The 16,787-nt window shown below is 68.1% G+C and carries 9 protein-coding genes and 1 pseudogene; 5 read left to right on the plus strand and 5 right to left on the minus strand.

Annotation, left to right across the window (positions count from 1 at the left end; all coding sequences use genetic code 11):
* Positions 1–255 precede the first annotated feature (255 nt).
* From ampD to A3Q7_RS0109440, 4 genes and pseudogenes are all read right to left on the minus strand, one after another.
* A complete protein-coding gene (gene ampD / locus A3Q7_RS0109425; protein ID WP_018411620.1) occupies positions 256–837 on the minus strand; it encodes a 1,6-anhydro-N-acetylmuramyl-L-alanine amidase AmpD in 582 nt (193 codons plus the stop codon).
* A gap of 1,114 nt (positions 838–1,951) precedes the next feature.
* Positions 1,952–3,303, minus strand: a pseudogene (locus tag A3Q7_RS19725) (sigma-54-dependent transcriptional regulator).
* Positions 3,273–4,877: a sensor histidine kinase gene (locus A3Q7_RS0109435; protein WP_051079191.1), complete on the minus strand. Its 1,605-nt coding sequence runs from the start codon at positions 4,875–4,877 to the stop codon at positions 3,273–3,275. Before A3Q7_RS0109435 ends, A3Q7_RS19725 begins: the two are co-directional and overlap by 31 nt.
* Positions 4,870–5,103: a PP0621 family protein gene (locus A3Q7_RS0109440; protein ID WP_018411622.1), complete on the minus strand. Its 234-nt coding sequence runs from the start codon at positions 5,101–5,103 to the stop codon at positions 4,870–4,872. The genes A3Q7_RS0109435 and A3Q7_RS0109440 overlap by 8 nt, the downstream gene beginning before the upstream one ends.
* Before the next feature lie 284 nt (positions 5,104–5,387).
* Between A3Q7_RS0109440 and A3Q7_RS0109445 the strand changes: the two genes are divergently transcribed.
* The 5 genes from A3Q7_RS0109445 to A3Q7_RS0109465 all read left to right on the plus strand — a co-directional run bounded on the left by A3Q7_RS0109445 (position 5,388) and on the right by A3Q7_RS0109465 (position 15,854).
* The gene (locus A3Q7_RS0109445) at positions 5,388–6,776 is read left to right on the plus strand and encodes a hypothetical protein (RefSeq protein ID WP_051079124.1); all 1,389 of its coding nucleotides are present in this window, start codon (positions 5,388–5,390) and stop codon (positions 6,774–6,776) included.
* A gap of 75 nt (positions 6,777–6,851) precedes the next feature.
* Complete coding sequence (locus A3Q7_RS0109450; protein WP_018411624.1) at positions 6,852–7,832, plus strand: FecR family protein; 981 nt, start codon at positions 6,852–6,854, stop codon at positions 7,830–7,832.
* 84 nt (positions 7,833–7,916) lie between these two features.
* A complete protein-coding gene (locus A3Q7_RS0109455) occupies positions 7,917–9,809 on the plus strand; it encodes a glycosyltransferase (protein ID WP_018411625.1) in 1,893 nt (630 codons plus the stop codon).
* A gap of 13 nt (positions 9,810–9,822) precedes the next feature.
* Entirely contained in the window at positions 9,823–15,012 is a 5,190-nt protein-coding gene (locus A3Q7_RS0109460) for a tetratricopeptide repeat protein (protein ID WP_018411626.1), read from the plus strand.
* Positions 15,009–15,854, plus strand: coding sequence for a class I SAM-dependent methyltransferase (locus A3Q7_RS0109465; RefSeq protein WP_018411627.1), 846 nt, complete (start codon positions 15,009–15,011; stop codon positions 15,852–15,854). The genes A3Q7_RS0109460 and A3Q7_RS0109465 overlap by 4 nt, the downstream gene beginning before the upstream one ends.
* On the opposite strand, the gene A3Q7_RS0109470 is transcribed toward A3Q7_RS0109465, so the two are convergent.
* Complete coding sequence (locus A3Q7_RS0109470; RefSeq protein ID WP_018411628.1) at positions 15,802–16,773, minus strand: class I SAM-dependent methyltransferase; 972 nt, start codon at positions 16,771–16,773, stop codon at positions 15,802–15,804. The genes A3Q7_RS0109465 and A3Q7_RS0109470 overlap by 53 nt on opposite strands.
* Between the last annotated feature and the right edge of the window lie 14 nt (positions 16,774–16,787).

The following is a 16,787-nucleotide window of genomic DNA, read 5'->3' on the forward strand; positions in this document are numbered from 1 at the left end:
TCTCCCAGTGGGGCCGTCGGGGGTACTGACGGGCCGGGTTGAAAAGCGGGGGTTTTCTGCTTTCTGAGCACTATAGGTAGTGGTCAGCGCGTATTGAGCTACTAATTCTAGTGAGCCCACCCACCCCCCGCAAGCGCGATTTTTCTGCTAGGAGCGCCGTTTCGCGGCGCAAAAAGACCCCATGCCGAAGTCGGGATTAAGCCTTTCCGGGCACTCGCGGAGGAAAGTCCGCGGCCTGCCCCGCCAGACCTTGAATCAGCCTTCGCGGAGCGCGCCGGGCAACAGTTTCCAGTCGAAGCACGGACCGGGGTCCGTTTTTCTTCCGGGCGCGATATCCGAATGGCCTACCACATCGGACACCGGATGCCGCCGCCTGAGCGCCGCCAGCAGGGCATCGGCCACGCGGTATTGCACCTCTTCGTAGGGCAGCACATTGCAGCCCTCCAGCTCTATGCCCACCGAAAAGTCGTTGCAGCGGCCACGTCCGCGCCAGTTTGACGCGCCGGCGTGCCAGGCGCGGCGGGTGGTCGGCACGAACTGGATCAGTTCGCCGTCACGCCGGATCACGAAATGGGCGGACACGCGCAGCGGTGCCACATCGTGGAAGTAGGGATGGGCCGCCGGGTCGAGCCGGTTGAGGAACAGGTGTTCTATATAGGGACCGCCGAACTCGCCGGGGGGCAGGCTGATGCAGTGCATCACCACCAGCGACACCGGATCGGCGTGCGCACCCTCGTCCTCCGGCCGGGCATCGTGATTCGGCGACTCGACGCGACGCGCGCCGGCACACCAGCCGTCGGCGTCGATGTGCAGTTCAGGCATCCGGTCAGGATTCATCGCACGTCACCGGACCCGACGGCGCGAGCAAAGCCCGCGACAAGAACTCGCCCGGACCACGAACGGCGCCCGGTCTGTATGGGAGAACTCGCCCGAACCACGAACGGCGCCCCGCTTCTGTGGGAGCGGGCTTGCCCGCGATGCAGCGTGGAACGAAGCCCGCGGCATGCATGAGCCGCATCGCGGCCAGAGGCCGCTCCCACAAGAACTCGCCCGGACCGCGAACGGCGCCCGGTCCGTGTGGGAGAACTCGCCCGAGCCACGAACGGCGCCCCGCTTCTGTGGCAGCGGGCTTGCCCGCGATGCCGCGTGGAACGAAGCCCGCGGCATGCATGGGCCGCATCGCGGCCAGAGGCCGCTCCCACAAGAAGTCGCCCGAACCACGAACGGCGCCCGCTTCTGTGGCAGCGGGCTTGCCCGCGATGCAGCATGGAACGAAGCCCGCGGCATGCATGAGCCGCATCGCGGCCAGAGGCCGCTCCCACAAGAAGTCGCCCAAACCGCGAACGGCGCCCGGTCCGTGTGGGAGAACTCGCCCGAACCACGCACGGCGGCGCCCGCTTTTGTGGGAGCGGGCTTGCCCGCGATGCAGCGTGGAACAAAGCCCGCGGCATGCATGGGCCGCATCGCGCCAGAGGCCGCCCCCACAAGAAGTCGCCCAACCGCGAACGGCGCCCGGTCCGTGTGGGAGAACTCGCCCGAACCACGCACGGCGCCCCGCTTTTGTGGGAGCGGGCTTGCCCGCGATGCAGCGTGGAACAAAGCCCGCGGCATGCATGAGCCGCATCGCGGCCAGAGGCCGCTCCCACAAGAACTCGCCCGGACCGCGAACGGCGCCCGGTCCGTGTGGGAGAACTCGCCCGAGCCACGAACGGCGCCCCGCTTCTGTGGCAGCGGGCTTGCCCGCGATGCCGCGTGGAACGAAGCCCGCGGCATGCATGGGCCGCATCGCGGCCAGAGGCCGCTCCCACAAGAACTCGGGCGGACCACGAACGGCGCCCGGTCTGTATGGGAGAACTCGCCCGAACCACGAACGGCGCCCCGCTTCTGTGGGAGCGGGCTTGCCCGCGATGCAGCGTGGAACGAAGCCCACTCAACCGGCGCACGCGACCGCTCAGTCATGGATGCCCAGCCGCTGCAGCCGGTAGCGCAGCGAGCGGAAGGTGACGCCGAGCAGCCGGGCGGCGGCGGTGCGGTTGTAGCGGGTCTTGCGCAGCGCGTCCTCGATCGCGGCACGCTCGACCCGGTCCAGGTATTCCTGCAGCGGCACTTCGCCCGCCGGCATTTCCGGCAGATCGTCGTCCACCGGCTGCAGGCCCAGATCGGCGGCGTCGATCTGCTCCGCGCCGCTCAGCGCGTAGGCGCGTTCCAGCACGTTTTCCAGTTCGCGCACATTGCCGGGAAAGGGATAGGCGCACAGCGCGTCGATGGCGGCCGGGGTGAGACGCGGCCGCGCCCCGTCCGCCGCGGCAATGCGGTCGAGCAGGGTCTGGGCGAGTTGCGGGATGGATTCGCGGCATTCGCGCAGGCTGGGCATGCGCGCAGTTCGAGCACATTGAGGCGGTAGAACAGATCCTGCCGAAAGCGCCCCTCCTCCACCATCTGCTTCAGGCTGCGGTGGGTGGCGCTGATCAGCCGCACGTCGGTGCCTTCCTCGCTGCGCGCGCCGACGCGGCGCACCGACTTTTCCTGTATCGCGCGCAGCAGCTTCACCTGCATGCCCAGCGGCAGGTCGCCGACTTCGTCGAGAAACAGCGTGCCACCGCGCGCCGCCTGGAAGAAGCCTTCGCGATCGGCCTCGGCACCGGTGAAGGCGCCTTTGGTGTAGCCGAAGAATTCGGATTCGACCAGATTCTCCGGGATGGCGCCGCAGTTCACCGCGACGAAGGAGCCGTCGCGGCGCGCGCTGTTGTCGTGGATGAGGCGCGCCGCGCGCTCCTTGCCGCTGCCCGATTCGCCGTGGATGTGCACCGGCGCGCCGCTGCGTGCCAGCTTGGCAATCATGTCGCGCACCTGCGCCAGGGCCGGCGCGTCGCCGACCAGCGCGTCGCCGCCGACCATGGGCTGCGGCGTGGCGCGCGCCGGCACGTCCAGCGCCGAACGCACCAGCGCGCGCAACTGTTCGATCGAAACCGGCTTGGCCAGGTAATCGAAGGCACCGGCCTTCAGCGCGGCCACCGCATTGTCCATGCTGCCGAAGGCGGTGATGACCGCGACCGGCACATCGCGATGATGTTCGGCGATATGGCGCACCAGATCCATGCCTTCGCCATCGGGCAGGCGCATGTCGGTGAGGCACAGGGCGAAACGTTCCTGCGCCAGCAGCTCGCGCGCCTCGCCGACCGAGGCGGCCAGCGACGCGTGCAGACCCATGCGGGCGAGCGACATGTCGAGCAGTTCGCGCAGGTCGTCCTCGTCGTCGACCACCAGCACTTTCAGTTCGCGTTCAGCCCGTCGCCGTTCCATCGTTCGTCCGTGCTCCTGTTCATGCCGCGCAGCCTGAAGCGGGCGCCCGGGGCATTATCCACGAAGTCCAGCGTCGCTCCGTTGGCGTCGCACAGTTCGCGCGCGATGTACAGGCCCAGGCCGGTGCCGCGGCTGTGCGTGGTGAAGAAAGGCTCGAACAGATGGGCGCGCACACCCTCGGGCACGCCGGGACCGTCGTCGACGATGTCGATCTCGGTGGAATGCTCCAGCGCATAGACCGTGATGCACACCGCGGCATCGTTGCGCGTGGCATAGCGCAGCGCATTGCCGAGCATGTTCCACATGACCTGGTGCAGATGGCCGCGGTCGAAATGCAACAGCGCTTCGCCGTCGGCACGCAACAGCACGCGACGACGCAGGTCGGGGTCGCGCAGGGCGTATTCCTCGACGAAGGCACGCAGCCAGCCGCACAGCTCCAGCAACTCGGGTTCGGCGCGATCGCGCCGGCCCAGCTCGAGCACATCGCTCACCATGCGGTCCAGCCGCAGGCTGTTGTCGCCGATGATGCGTATCAGCCGCGCCTGGGTTTCTGCCCGCCTTTCCTCGGCCAGCAGTTCGGCCGCCTGCGTGATGGCGGCAAGCGGGTTGCGGATTTCGTGCGCCATGCTGGCGGTGAGCCGGCCCAGCGCGGCCAGCTTGATCTGCCGCGCCTGTTCGCGCAGACGCTCCAGATCCTCGATGAATACCAGGTGACCGCCGGCGCCCCCTGCAGGCATGCAGCGCACCCGCACTGCCGCCGGCCGGCTCGGCAGGTCGAGGATGAAGCTGCGCTCGGGCGTGCCCGCGCTCAGCGCATCCAGCGCCGAAGCCAGCGCCGGCGAATAGTCGGCCACCATGACCGGGCGCGGCATGTCCGGGTCGAGCAGTCGGCGCGCCTGCGGATTGGCCTGGCGCACCCGCCCGCCGGGATCGACCACCAGCACGCCGTCGTCCATGTCGCGGATGACGCGCTCATTGACGCGTATCTGTTCGGCCAGGTCGCGGCCGCGCTCACGCGCCAGCATTTCATTGGCGATGACGCGGCGCGCCAGCAGCCGCACCGCGATCGCAGTGGCGAAGAAGCCGATGCTGATGGTGCCGACCTGCACGAAGCGGCCGCCATCGCCTTCCTGTGCCACCCATTGCAGCGCCTGCTGGAACAGCAGCGCCAGACTGGCGACCGCGGCATAGAAGAGCGCCAGCCGCCCCTGGCCGACCAGTGCCGCAAAGGCGAGCACCACCACATGCATGAAGGGCAGTCCGCTGCCTATGCCACCGGCGGCGTAGGTGAGCGCGGTCAGGAACAGGATGTCGGACAGCACGCCGAAAGGCAGGCGGGCGTCGGCCTTGAACAGCCGGTCCGCACCGAGCGTGATGCCTATCGCCAGCAGCCAGTAGGTGATCGCGAGCCGGGCGAACAGCGGGCCATGGTAGCCATCGAAACTGACTTCGCCGGGCACGCCGAACACCAGGGCGAGCAGCACCGACGAAATGAGCAGGCGATACAGATTGAAGTAGCGCAGCGGTGTGAGCCAGCGCTCCTCCAGCACGTCGCCGTGCGGATAATCAGCCATGCGCGGCGTGTTCATCCCGGTGTTCGGGGCAGCAGAAGAACAGCCCGTCTTCAGCGGCGATCGCTTCGCCTTCCGGCAGGCGCAGGCGGCAGTGCGCACAAGTCACCATGCGCTCGGGCTCCGGCTCGCGCGGGGGCGCCGGCTTGTCGCGCCGCATCGACGGCCGCTTGAAGAACCAGATCCAGACCAGCAGGACGAGCAACAGGAAGAACAGTATGCGGGACATGCGCCGGTCGCACGGAAGGAAGAGGCCGCAAGCTTAAGCGTGCGCAGGTGTTTTGTGGGCGCAGACCGGCGGAAAACAGGAAAGCCACCCCTGAGGGTGGCTTTCTTGCGGGATTCCTGGTCGGGGAAAGAGGATTCGAACCTCCGCGGATTCAAACCTCCGGCCCCTGCGTCCCGAACGCGTGCATCTGCGGACACGGCGGGCGATTCTCTGCGGCCTCGGACGTATAGTTCTGTTACATTCCGGCCGTATACGTACAAGTATCCACATCCGAGGAATCCCAATTGAGGCGTCTGACTGACCATCGAGTTTTCCGGCCCTTGCCGCTCGCGATCATTTCCGCAGGCGCCCTTCTGTGTGCATCGGCAAATGCCCAGACCCCGGGAAACTGGCCGCTCGACCGACAGGTCGATGAGGCTTTCCAGCAGGTCCTGCGCGCGCCAGCCAACATGGAAGCCGGCTTGAACTACGCCCGCCTGCTCGTGCAGGACGGCAATTACGAAGGTGGCATCGCCGCGATGGAGCGCCTGCTGCTCGATCCGGCCGCGCACCCGGCCGTGCGCCTGGAACTGGCGGTGCTGTACTACCGTCTGGGCTCCTACGCCATGGCGGAAAGCCTGCTCGTTCACGCGCTGGAGAACCCGGAACTGACCGGTGCATACCGCACCCAGGCCGAAGCCCTGCTGCGTGACACCCGCGAACGCAACCAGATTTCCCAACTGGATGGCTCGGTGATGATCGGTCTGCGCGTGCAGAGCAATCCCGCGGCGCGCACCGATCGGGACACCGTGCTGGCCGGTGGTCTGCCGGTGGCCGTGCCCGGTCCGCTCAAGCCGCATTCCGACACCGACGTGCAGGCGACGCTGCGTCTGGATCACCGTTACGACCTGGGCACCCAGAACGAGGCGGCCATCGTCAGTTCGCTGGTGGCGCAGGCCGTGAAGTACAGCTCCTCGTCCGGATCGCAGCTGAGCGTCGGCCAGACCGACCCGTACAACTACGTGCTGGCGGAGGCCACCAGCGGCATCCGCTTCAAGCCTTCGGCTGTCGGCGCGCCCGGTCTCACGCTGCGGCCGCACCTGATTCTGGGTGGCATCCAGTCCCAGGGCCACAAGCTGCTGGACATTTTCGGCGCAGGCCTGGATGTCGCATACGTCATCGACGAGCGCACGCGCATCGATGCCGGCTACGAATACCGCCAGTTCGACTACGCCACCCGTATCGACGTGCCGAACGCCAACCAGCTCGGTGGCCCCGACAATCTGTTCCGCGTGCGGCTGAGCCGCGAGCTCAGCCCGGGATCGGTGCTCAGCGGCGAACTGCGCAGCCGCTTCCGTCGCACGGACCGTGATTTCTACGACTACGACGCCCATGAAGGCCGGGTCACCTATGCCCTGAGCTACGCCAACCCCTTTGTCGAGGGTGCCGGGTTCTGGACCACGTCGGTGTGGGGCGGTGTGCTGCAGCGGCACTACGACGCCGCCGATCCGTCGGTGGACCCGTCGAAGCGGCGGCGCGACACCGAATGGCGACTGGGCGTGGGCAATACCTTTGCGCTCACGACGGCCTGGTCGGTGCTGGTTCAGCTCGAGCGCATCGAAACCGACGCCAATCTGCCCAATTACCGCAACAAGAATTCGTCGCTGTTCGGCGCCGTCAATTACCGCTTCTGACCCCCTTCCGGGACCGGTGAGCGGAATGACCATGACCCTGACAATGAACCGAACCGATATTACGAGGAACGCGCAATGACCCCGCCGATTTCCAAGGACTGGTGGATCGCCGCCGCCCTGACCGGTGCCACCCTGCCCGCCGCCCACGCGCAGACCGCGCCGGCCCCCCGAGCCGGCATCGTGTCCGCGATCACCGCGAGCGCCCCGGCGACCGCCAACAAGAAGACCGTGGTGGTCGGAGACAGCGTCCAGCCCGGCGAAACGCTGCGCTCCGGGCCGAACGGCCAGTTGCACGTGCTGTTCCTGGACCAGTCGTCGGTGACCATGGGGCCCGATACGGAACTGGTGATCGACACCTTCAACTATGACCCGGCCACCCGGCAGGGCGCAATCAAGCTGCGGCTGAATCAGGGACTGGTGCGCGTCGTCGGCGGTCACATCAGCAAGAACACCGCGACCGCCATCATCACGGACGTCGGCAGGGTGGAAATCCGCGGTGGCATCTCCCTGATCCAGTATGTGCCCACCTTCCCGAAGCCGGAGGCTAAAGCGCTTAATGTGGGCCCCGCCATAGGCTCCCAAGCCCCCGGTCTGTCGACGGTATTCATGTTTGGTCAGCAGCAGCGGGTCGTCGGGGTCGCCGTCTCCGATGGCGGAAACTCGTCGAACGAGCAGCGGGTCGTCCGGGTCGACGATGACGGAAACTCGTCGAACGTCGCGGTCATCACGCGACCGGGTTTCGGTTCGACCATCAGCGGCAGTGGCGCTGCTCCCAGCGAGCCGACCCGTGTTCCGATCAATCAGCTCAACGGCATGCTGAACAGCCTGGAAACCTCGCCGACCGGTGGCAACCAGGGCAGCAACCCCAACCCGCCGCCTGCCCCCCCCGAAAACCTGATCAGTACGGGCAACTCGGGCGGCACGGGCGGCGGCAGCCCGGGCGTTGGGTTGACCCCGGACCGTGTGCAGACTTCCGTCGACCGGAACGTCAATGCCAATCCGACGCAGACTCTGCAGAACCTGCTCGGGACCGGGCTGACGGTCATCGCTTCCTGAGCACTCTTTACGGGGCGGGCCTGACCGGCAGGCGGGTTCGCCGCCCCGGGCGATACGCCCCCTCACTGACATTTCGAGCGGGCCATGCGCGTCCTGTTTGTTTCCAATTACGCCCACCTGCCGGACATCGTCGGCGGATTGCAGACCACCACCCACGACCTGTGTCTGGCCATCAAGGCCATTGGCGCCGAGGCGGCGGTGCTGTGCGGACGGCTTCCGGCCGAACAGCCTGACGTCGAGCAGCCGGCGAGCGGTGACGAAAGCCTCGGCTACCTCGTCCTGCGCGCCGATGCGCCGGAACAGGCGCTGCCCATGGCCGCCGCGGCCTGGGGGGCCGACGTCATCGTCGTGCAGAACGGCCACGCGCTGGCGCCCATGGTGCTGGCCAGCCTCAAGACCGGTCGCCCCACGGCGGTCTATCTGCACAACGTCGAGACGCACCAGCTCGGCGGCCATCTCGCGCCCCACCCTTCTTTGCTGTTCCTTGCGAATTCGGCCTTTACGGCAAGGCGCTGGCGCACGCTGTACGGCATCGACTGCGCAGTCATTCCGCCGGTGGTGGCGGCCGAGTCCTATGTGAGCGGACAGACCGGCGACAAGGTGCTGTTCGTCAATCCGACGCCGATCAAGGGGGTCGAAACCCTGTTCTCGCTGGCGGCGGCCTGCCCGGAACTGCCTTTCCTCGTGATGGAGAGCTGGCACATCGACCCGCACTGGCGCGCCTATTGCCTCGACCGGGCGGCCCGGCTGGGCAATATCGAATGGTGTGGCCCGATGCGCGACATGCGCGAGGTATTCGCCCGCACGCGGGTGCTGCTGATGCCCTCGGTATGGGAAGAATCCTTCGGCCGCACGGTGATCGAGGCCCAGCTCAACGGTCTGCCGGTGCTGGCCAGCAACCGCGGCGCGCTGCCCGATCTGGTCGGCAACGGCGGTTTCGTGCTCGCGCCAGAGGCACCGGTGTCCGACTGGGCGCTGGCCCTGCGCCATCTGTACGACCCGGTGCTCAGCGCCGCGCAGCGCGAAGCCGCCCGGCGGCAGGCGACCAGCCATGCCCTGTCCACGCCGCTCATCGTCGGCGAACTGCTGACCTTGCTGGCCGCACACATCAGCCGGTCCGCGAGCGTCGAGCCCGCCGCCCCGCGCCCGGCTGCCAGCGTGCCCGACCGGACCCTGTCCGCCGCGGACTCCGCGCGGCTGCCGCTGCCGCAGCCGATGCGGGAAGTGATGCCGCGTTTTCCGCGGCGCGAGGACTGCCGGTTCTACCACTCCTGCGATCTGGATGACGGCAGCGCGGTGACCGGAGAGTGGGATCTGAGACGGGATCCCTTCGGCTATCTCGGGGACGTCTGCGTGACCGGCCAGTCCGTGCTGGAAATCGGTCCGGCGAGCGGCTTTCTGTCCTTCTGCATGGAGATGGCCGGAGCGACCGTCACCTGCGTCGAACCGCCGATGTCGCACCTGTGGGATATGGTGCCGCTCGAAGGATTCGACACGCCCGGCTGGCGGGAAACCTTCAGCGAACAGATCGAACGGGTGCGCAATTCGTTCTGGTATCTGCACCGGCAGCACGGCTCGCGCGTCCGGGTGTTCGAAGCGGATCCGTACGAACTGGCGCCCGGTTTCGGTCCGTTCGACATGGGCGTGCTGGCCTCCGTACTGCTGCATTGCCGCCGTCCATTTGATCTGCTGCAGAGTGTGGCGGAGCGGGTCCGCCGTACGGTGGTGGTGACCGAGCTGTACGACCCGGCACTGGGCGAGGCACCGCTGTGCCGCTTGCTGCCGCACGCTGGCGGTGATCAGGTGCACACCTGGTGGCAATTCACGCCGCAGTTCTTCGTTTCGGCGCTGGGTACGATGGGTTTCACCGATTGCCGCGTGAGCTTCCACTCCCAGAAACAACCTGCCGAAAACAGGGAAGTGTCGATGTTTTCCGTCGTAGCGAGCCGGCCGGCATCGGGCGGCTCACCGACCTGAGCCGGCGCACACCGTGAATGCGACGGATCGGGTCCGGCAAGCCTGGCGGCATTTCGCCGACGGCGACCGGCCAGCCGCCCTGCGCTGTGCGCAGCAGGCGGTCGCCGACGACGCCGGGCCATCGGCTGCGGCCGCGCTCGGCTATTTTCTGCTCGATGCCAACCAGCTCGACGCTGCGGCTGAGGTGCTGGGTCCGGCGCTGCGCTACGCACCCCATCACGCGCCGCTGCACTGGTATGCCGGCCTGCTGCACCAGCGGCGCGGTGAAACCGCGCAGGCGATCGATGCGCTGCGCCGCGCCTGCCAGCTGGACGAGCGCCTTGATGAAGCGGCGACAACGCTGGCCTGGCTGCTGCAGGACGCCGGTGAGCTGACCGAGGCCCTGCACTGGGCGGCAAAGGCGCTGCAGGCGTCGCGCCAGCCACCGCGTCTGCTGCAGTTCGGCTGGCTGCTGCAGCGGCTCGGCCATCTCGCGGAAGCCGTCGACCTGTACCAAGAAGCCGTTGCCGGCTTTCCCTTCGACGCGCCGGAACAGCGCACGCTGCATCTGCACCTGGCGCAGTGCCACGCGGCACTGCACCGTCCGGACCAGGCCGGTCAGGCGCTTGAACGCGGGCTCGAACGTCTCCCCTTCGATGCCGAACTGATCACCGAACGGGTCCTCCACGAGTGGGCACAGGGCCGCCACGCTCAGGCCATCGGACTGGCCCGTGCCCAGATGGACGCGCATCCCGAGCGACCGGATGCCTGGTATCTGCTGGGCGTGCTGCAGCAACGCGCGGGCGATCTCGACGCCGCGGACCGCTGTTTCGCCGAAGTCCAGCAGCGCGATCCGGCGAACGCCGACGCGCTGCTGCGTCGCGCGCAGATCCAGTCCGGCTGGGGACGCGCCGAAGCGACGCTCTGGCTGGCTGATCTCGCATTGCAGCAGCGGCCGGACTCGTTGCCGGCGCGGGCGCTGAAGGCGCAGGCGCTGCTCGATCTGAAGCGCACGGACGATGCACGCCGGCTGCTGCTGTCACTATTGCGCACGAAGCCGGAGGAGAGCGAGCTCTGGCGGCTGCTTGCGGCGGTGCATGGCCAGCGACGCCGGGGCGGCCTCGCGCGTCGTGCGCTGGCGCGCGCCCTGCGCGTCGATGCGAACAATGTGACCGCGCTGCGCGCGCTGGGCTGGCTGGCGCTCGAACAGGGCGATCTGCCGGTGGCGAAGCGGGCGATCGAGCGGGCGCTCGAATGCCAGCCGGGTGATGCCGCCGTGCAGACACAGGCTGCCTTCGTGCTGGCCGCCGCAAACGAACTGGCCCGCGCGGCGGATCTGGCGCTGGTCGCGGTCGCGCACGACCCGAAGCAGGCCGATGCCTGGCGCGCGCTGGCGGAAGTGCGGCTGCGGCAGCGCCGGCTGAGCGAAGCCGAAACCGCCATCGAAACGGCCCTGCTGCTGCTGCCGGATCGTAGCGACAGCCTGCGGCAACTGGGCTGGATACTGCTGGCGGACCGACGGCCCGGTCAGGCGCTGCTCGCCTTCCTGCGCATCCGTACCATGAAGCCGGACGATGTGCTGCCCTTGCTGGAAATGGCCGAAGCCTGTCTGCGCATGGGGGATACCGATCGCGGTCTGGCGGCGGTGGATGAGGTACTCGGGCGACAGCCGGGCCATGCAGCGGCCCGGTTGATGAAGGCGCGTCTGCTCGCCGAAGGCGGGACCGCGCAGGCGGATGAACTGCATCGGGCACGCGAACTGTGTCGCGGACTGTTGAACGAACATCGGGACGTAGCGGGCGCAGCGGGTGTGCTGGCCCGTCTTGCGGCGCGTGCGGTGCCCGGTGCGGAGGCCGCGCTGAAGTGGATGCCGGTCGCGGCGCGGCAGGCCGTGCTGCGCGACGCATTGAGCGTGGCCGTCGCGCGCCACGGCCACGACGGTCTGAATCGTCTGTGTGCGATCGCCGGGGACCTCTGCCCACTCGATCCCTGGATGGCTGCTGCCGCGCTCTACGCGGCCACCCTGTCCGATACATCGACGCCGGCTGAACTGGCGCGCGATGCGCGCGATCTGTACCGCATGCTCAAGCTGCGCGGTGGCCTGAACAGCACGCCGCGACCGCCCGCATTGCATGGCTACGCCAGACCTCCGCGCATCGCCTACGTCGCCGGGCAACAGCATCAAAGCCTGCTGCGCCGCGTGCTGGCGGCGCACGACGGCGAGCGGGCGGAAGTGTTCCTGTTCAGCAATCTGCCCCAGCCCGGCCTGCCTGCGCACATCCATTGCGAGCCGCTGCGCGCCGACACGCTGGCGGCGGTGTGCGCGGCCAACCGCATCGACGTGTTGATCGATGCGGGCGGTCTGCATCCGTTCGAAGGCCAGTTCGAACTGCTGGAAGCCTATGCCCGCCGCGTGGCGCCGCTGCAGGTGGGCTGGCTCGGATGTCCGGTGACCGGCGGCGGGCTGTTCGATGCGCTGCTGACCGACGAGCGGGCGGTGCCGGTCGGGCACGAAGCCTTCCACGAAGAGGCGCTGTGGCGGATCGAAGGCGGCCAGTGGTGCTGGGATCCGCCGGTCCATGCACCGCAGCCTCTATCGCCACCCGTGCTGCGCACTGGCGCCGTCACCTTCGGTGTGACTGCGCGCGGACTGCGCATGACAGAGGCCTGTATCGACATGTGGGCGCAGGTGCTTGTTGCCACGCCGCACTCGTCCATCCGTTTCATCGGCGAAGTCGCCGACGACGGACCTCAGCGCGCGCACATCCTGGCCGCGCTGGGCACCCGCGGTGTTGCCCCGTTGCGCGTGGCCTTCGACCCGCCGCGCAGCTACAACGGACTGCTCGACTGGCTGCAGCAGATCGATCTGCTGCTCGACAGCTTTCCTGGCAATGGCGGCCTGAGTCTGCTCGATCCGCTGTGGATGGGCGTGCCGGTGATCAGCCGGGCGGGCGACTGGGCCGGTGCCCGTCAGGGCCTGTCGGTGCTGGCATCACTCGGACTCGATGCCTGGGTGGCCGACAGTGCTGAAGCTTTTGTCGGCATCGCCACTGCGCTGGCCGGGGATGTCGAGGCGCTCAGGCAGCATCGCGGTACGCTGCGCGCCCGCATGGCCGCCTCACCGCTGCTCGACGGGCGTCGCGTCGCGCGCCAGATCGAACAGGCATGCGAACGCTTCGTCGACAGTGTGCAGGCCAGTGCGCAGACGCACGACCCGAAGGCGCAGATACGTGCCCGCGCCCGCCGTGCGCTGCATGCCTGGCTGGACAAGGCTGCGGCCATTGATCTGCCGGAAGTTCCGGCCCGCACGACACCGGATCTGTCGGTCATCGTGGTGCTCTACAAGCAGGCCGGCCTGACGCGCACGACGCTGCAGGCGCTGGCCGACCAGCGTGGCGTGGCCTTCGAAACGGTCATCGTGGACAACGCCTCGGACGACGAAACCGGCGCGCTGCTGCAGCGCGTGCGCGGCGCGCACATCGTGCGCAATGCGGAAAACACGGGTTTTCTGCGTGCCGCCAATCAGGCCGCAGCACTGGCGCGCGGCCGTCATCTGGTGTTCCTGAACAGCGATGCCATTTTGCAGCAGGGCGCGCTGGCGGCGGCGCTGGCACACCTCGATGCCGAACCGGATACCGGCGTGCTCGGTGGCCGCATCGTGCTGACCGCGGGCGGCCTGCAGGAAGCGGGCAACACGATTTTCCGCGACGGCTCGACGCTGGGCATCGGCCGTGGCGAAGACCCGTTCTGTCCCGCAGCGATGGCCCGTCGCGCCACCGACTATGTGTCCGGCGTTTTCATGGCGGTGCGTACGCCGCTGTGGCACATGCTGGGTGGATTCGACGAACGCTACGCACCGGCCTATTACGAAGACACGGATTTCTGCCTGCGCGTCTGGCGTGCAGGTTTCCGCGTCGTGTATGAGCCGGCCGTGCTGGTCGAACATCTGGAATGGGGCAGTGCCACGGGCGACGAGGTGCCGCAGCAGATGTGCGAGAACCGGCGTCGTTTCGTCGAAGCGCATGACGAGTGGCTGCGCGGGCAAGGCCGGCCGGCGCCACAGCCACTGGACGGTGACCGCTGGCACTCCCCGGAGGACCACCCGCGCCGCCCGCGCGTGCTCATCCTCGACAACGAAGTGCCGCACATGGTGAAGGGCGGCGGGCTGCCGCGTGCGCGCCTCATGCTGCACGCGCTGCGCGACTGGCCGGTGACTTTCTATCCGCTGTGGCAGGAAGCCGATGACTGGCGGGACGTGTATGCCTCGCTGCCGCCGTGCACTGAAGTCGCGCTGGGCTGGGGCATGGGCCGGCTCGAATCCTTTCTCGAACTGCGTCGCGACGTGTATGACGTGATGGTGGTAAGCCGGCCACCCAACCTGAAGGCGCTGTCGTCGCTGCGCCAGCGCCGGCCGGATCTTTTCGCCGGGATTCGTCTGATCTATGACGCCGAAGCACTGTTCGCCCTGCGTGAAATTCCGGAGGCGGCAGTGAAGGGGCGGCCGATGACGCGGGCGGCGGCGCAGGCGCGACTGGCCGGCGAGATCGCGCTGGCGAACGGCGTCGATCAGGTGTGGGTGGTGTCTGCACGGGACGGCGCGCTGTTCCAGGCGGCAGGTCATCGCGTGCGGGTACTGAGTCACGCGATTCCGGTGCGCCGGTCGGTGCCGGGGCCGCTGCAGCGCAGCGGTCTGCTGTTCGTCGGCGCGATGCACCCCGGTACGCCGAACGAGGACGGGCTGGTCTGGTTCGTCACGGAAGTCATGCCCCGCCTGCGCGCGCTGCTGCCGCAGGCGCCGGTACTGTCGGTGGTGGGCATGAATCATTCGGGCCGGGTGAGTGCCCTCGCCTGCGGCGATGTGCACATACTCGGTCCGCAGGCCGCGCTAGAGCCCTTCTATGACCGTGCGCGCGTATTCATCGCGCCGGTGCGGTTTTCCGGCGGCGTGCCGCTCAAGGTGATCGAGGCGGCCGCACAGGGCGTGCCGGTTGTCGCTTCGGCCGTGCTGCTGCGACAGCTCGGCTGGACCGAGGGCATCGACATCCAGTCCGGGCGCGACGCCGATGCATTCGCGCGCGGCATCGTGCGACTGCTGAAGGATGACGCGCTGTGGGTGAGGCAGCAGCAGGCCGCATGGGCACAGTGCCAGGCGCACCATGATCCCGAACGCTTTGGCCGGGATCTGCGCAGCGCGCTGGACGGGGCAGGCGCGGAGGCGCCATGACCGCGCCGCACCCGCTCGAAGAAGAGGCGCTTCGCCGTTTCCGCCGCCTCATGGCCCGCGGCCAGCGGGATGCGGCAGAAGCGTGTCTGCAGGATGTACTGGTGCGCGAACCCAATCTGCCGGGCGTGCATGTCGCGCTGACACGGCTGCGTTGGCCCGGCCCCGATTACGTGTTCTGGCTGGCCTGGTTTCACGCGCAGCTCGCGCCGCGCCTGTATCTGGAAATCGGTGTCGAAAAGGGTACTTCGCTGGCTCTGGCAGGACCGTCCACCCGGGTGGTGGGCGTCGATCCTGCGCCCATCGGTGACCCCCTGCAGCAGTGTCGTGCGGACGCCCGGCTTTATCGCCAGACCAGTGCCGAGTTCTTCGCGGCGGTGCCCGCGGAGAGCGGTCTGGAACCGGGTGGATTCGATCTTGCCTTCATCGATGGCGATCACCGTTTCGAAACCGTGCTGGACGATTTCATCGCTGCCGAACGTCATGCAGCGCCCGGCGCGGTACTGCTGCTGCACGACACGCTGCCACTGAATGCCCTGACCGCGGGCCGCGAACGGCGCACCGGTTTCTATACCGGCGATGGATGGAAGATCGTGCCCTGCCTGCGTGGGCTGCGACCGGATCTGTGCATCATGACCGTGCCGGCGGCGCCGACCGGTCTGACCGTGGTGACCGGGCTCGATCCATCCAGCCACGTGCTGCTCGAACGCCTGCCATGGATTCGCGAAACCTATGCGGCCTTGCCGCCGGACTGCGCCGTGCGGGCGCCACAGCCGCTGCTCGCGCTCGGGGTCAACGATACGGAGTGGATGGCGCAGTGGCTGCGGGCGGCACGCGGGCGATGACGCAGGCCAGGTCCCGCTGAAGCCGTCCGGACTGGAACAGGTCTTCTTCCGCCCTCAGCAGGCCGTGCAGCCAGGGCGCTGCATCCGCATGCATGAAGTTCTGCGCGATGCCGGCAAGAACCACCCGCAGCAGTGCCCCACAGTACGGACGGTGCGCCCGTATCGTGAAGTGGCGTTCGAGCAGCGGCAACAGTTCCGACGAACGTACGGCTTCGGACGGGTCTACCGCAATGACTTCGTCGATCGCAGGCCGCCAGGGGCGCCCCTTGATCTGCCCGTCCGCCATCCTGCGCAGGTGATCGGGCAGCAGGTCGATCAGTTGTCCCATGTAATGCACCTGCGCATTCGAGCACTGGAAGCGGTCCGGGCCGACGTATTCGTCGAGGAAGAACCAGCCCCCTGGCGTCAGCAGTGCAGCGACGGAGGCATACAGGTTTTCGAGACTGGCGCAGTGGTGCACGCTCGCGATGCCCAGCACGGCGTCGAAACTGCCCGGCTCGAAACCGGGCTGGCCGAGCGGCAGACTGTTCATGTCCGCCTGGATGTAGCGCACCGCCACGCCGGCCGCCCGTGCGTCCGCGCGCGCTCGCTCGAGCGCGGCTGCCGACAGGTCGATGGCGACGATCTCATCGGCCTGTCGGGACCTGGCCAGTTCCAGGGCGTCGCTTCCCTGACCGCAGCCCAGAAGCAGCACGCGACGCAGCGGCAGGGGGCGATGCGCACCGACGATGCCGAAGAACCACTGCAGCGGCGTGACGGACGGATGACCGCTCACCTGTTCGTTCACGCGCGCCTTCACGGCCGGAATGTGGGTCCAGTGCAGGCCCTGTTCCACCCATACCGCCGGGTCGCCCCAGACGGCGTCCAGGCGGTCGGCCAGAGCGGTGTCGATGTGTGCTTCTTGTGAGGTCGAGGTCATCGGGATTTTGAGCA

The organism is Methyloversatilis thermotolerans (assembly GCF_000372885.1).
GTDB classification, from domain to species: Bacteria; Pseudomonadota; Gammaproteobacteria; order Burkholderiales; family Rhodocyclaceae; genus Methyloversatilis; species Methyloversatilis thermotolerans.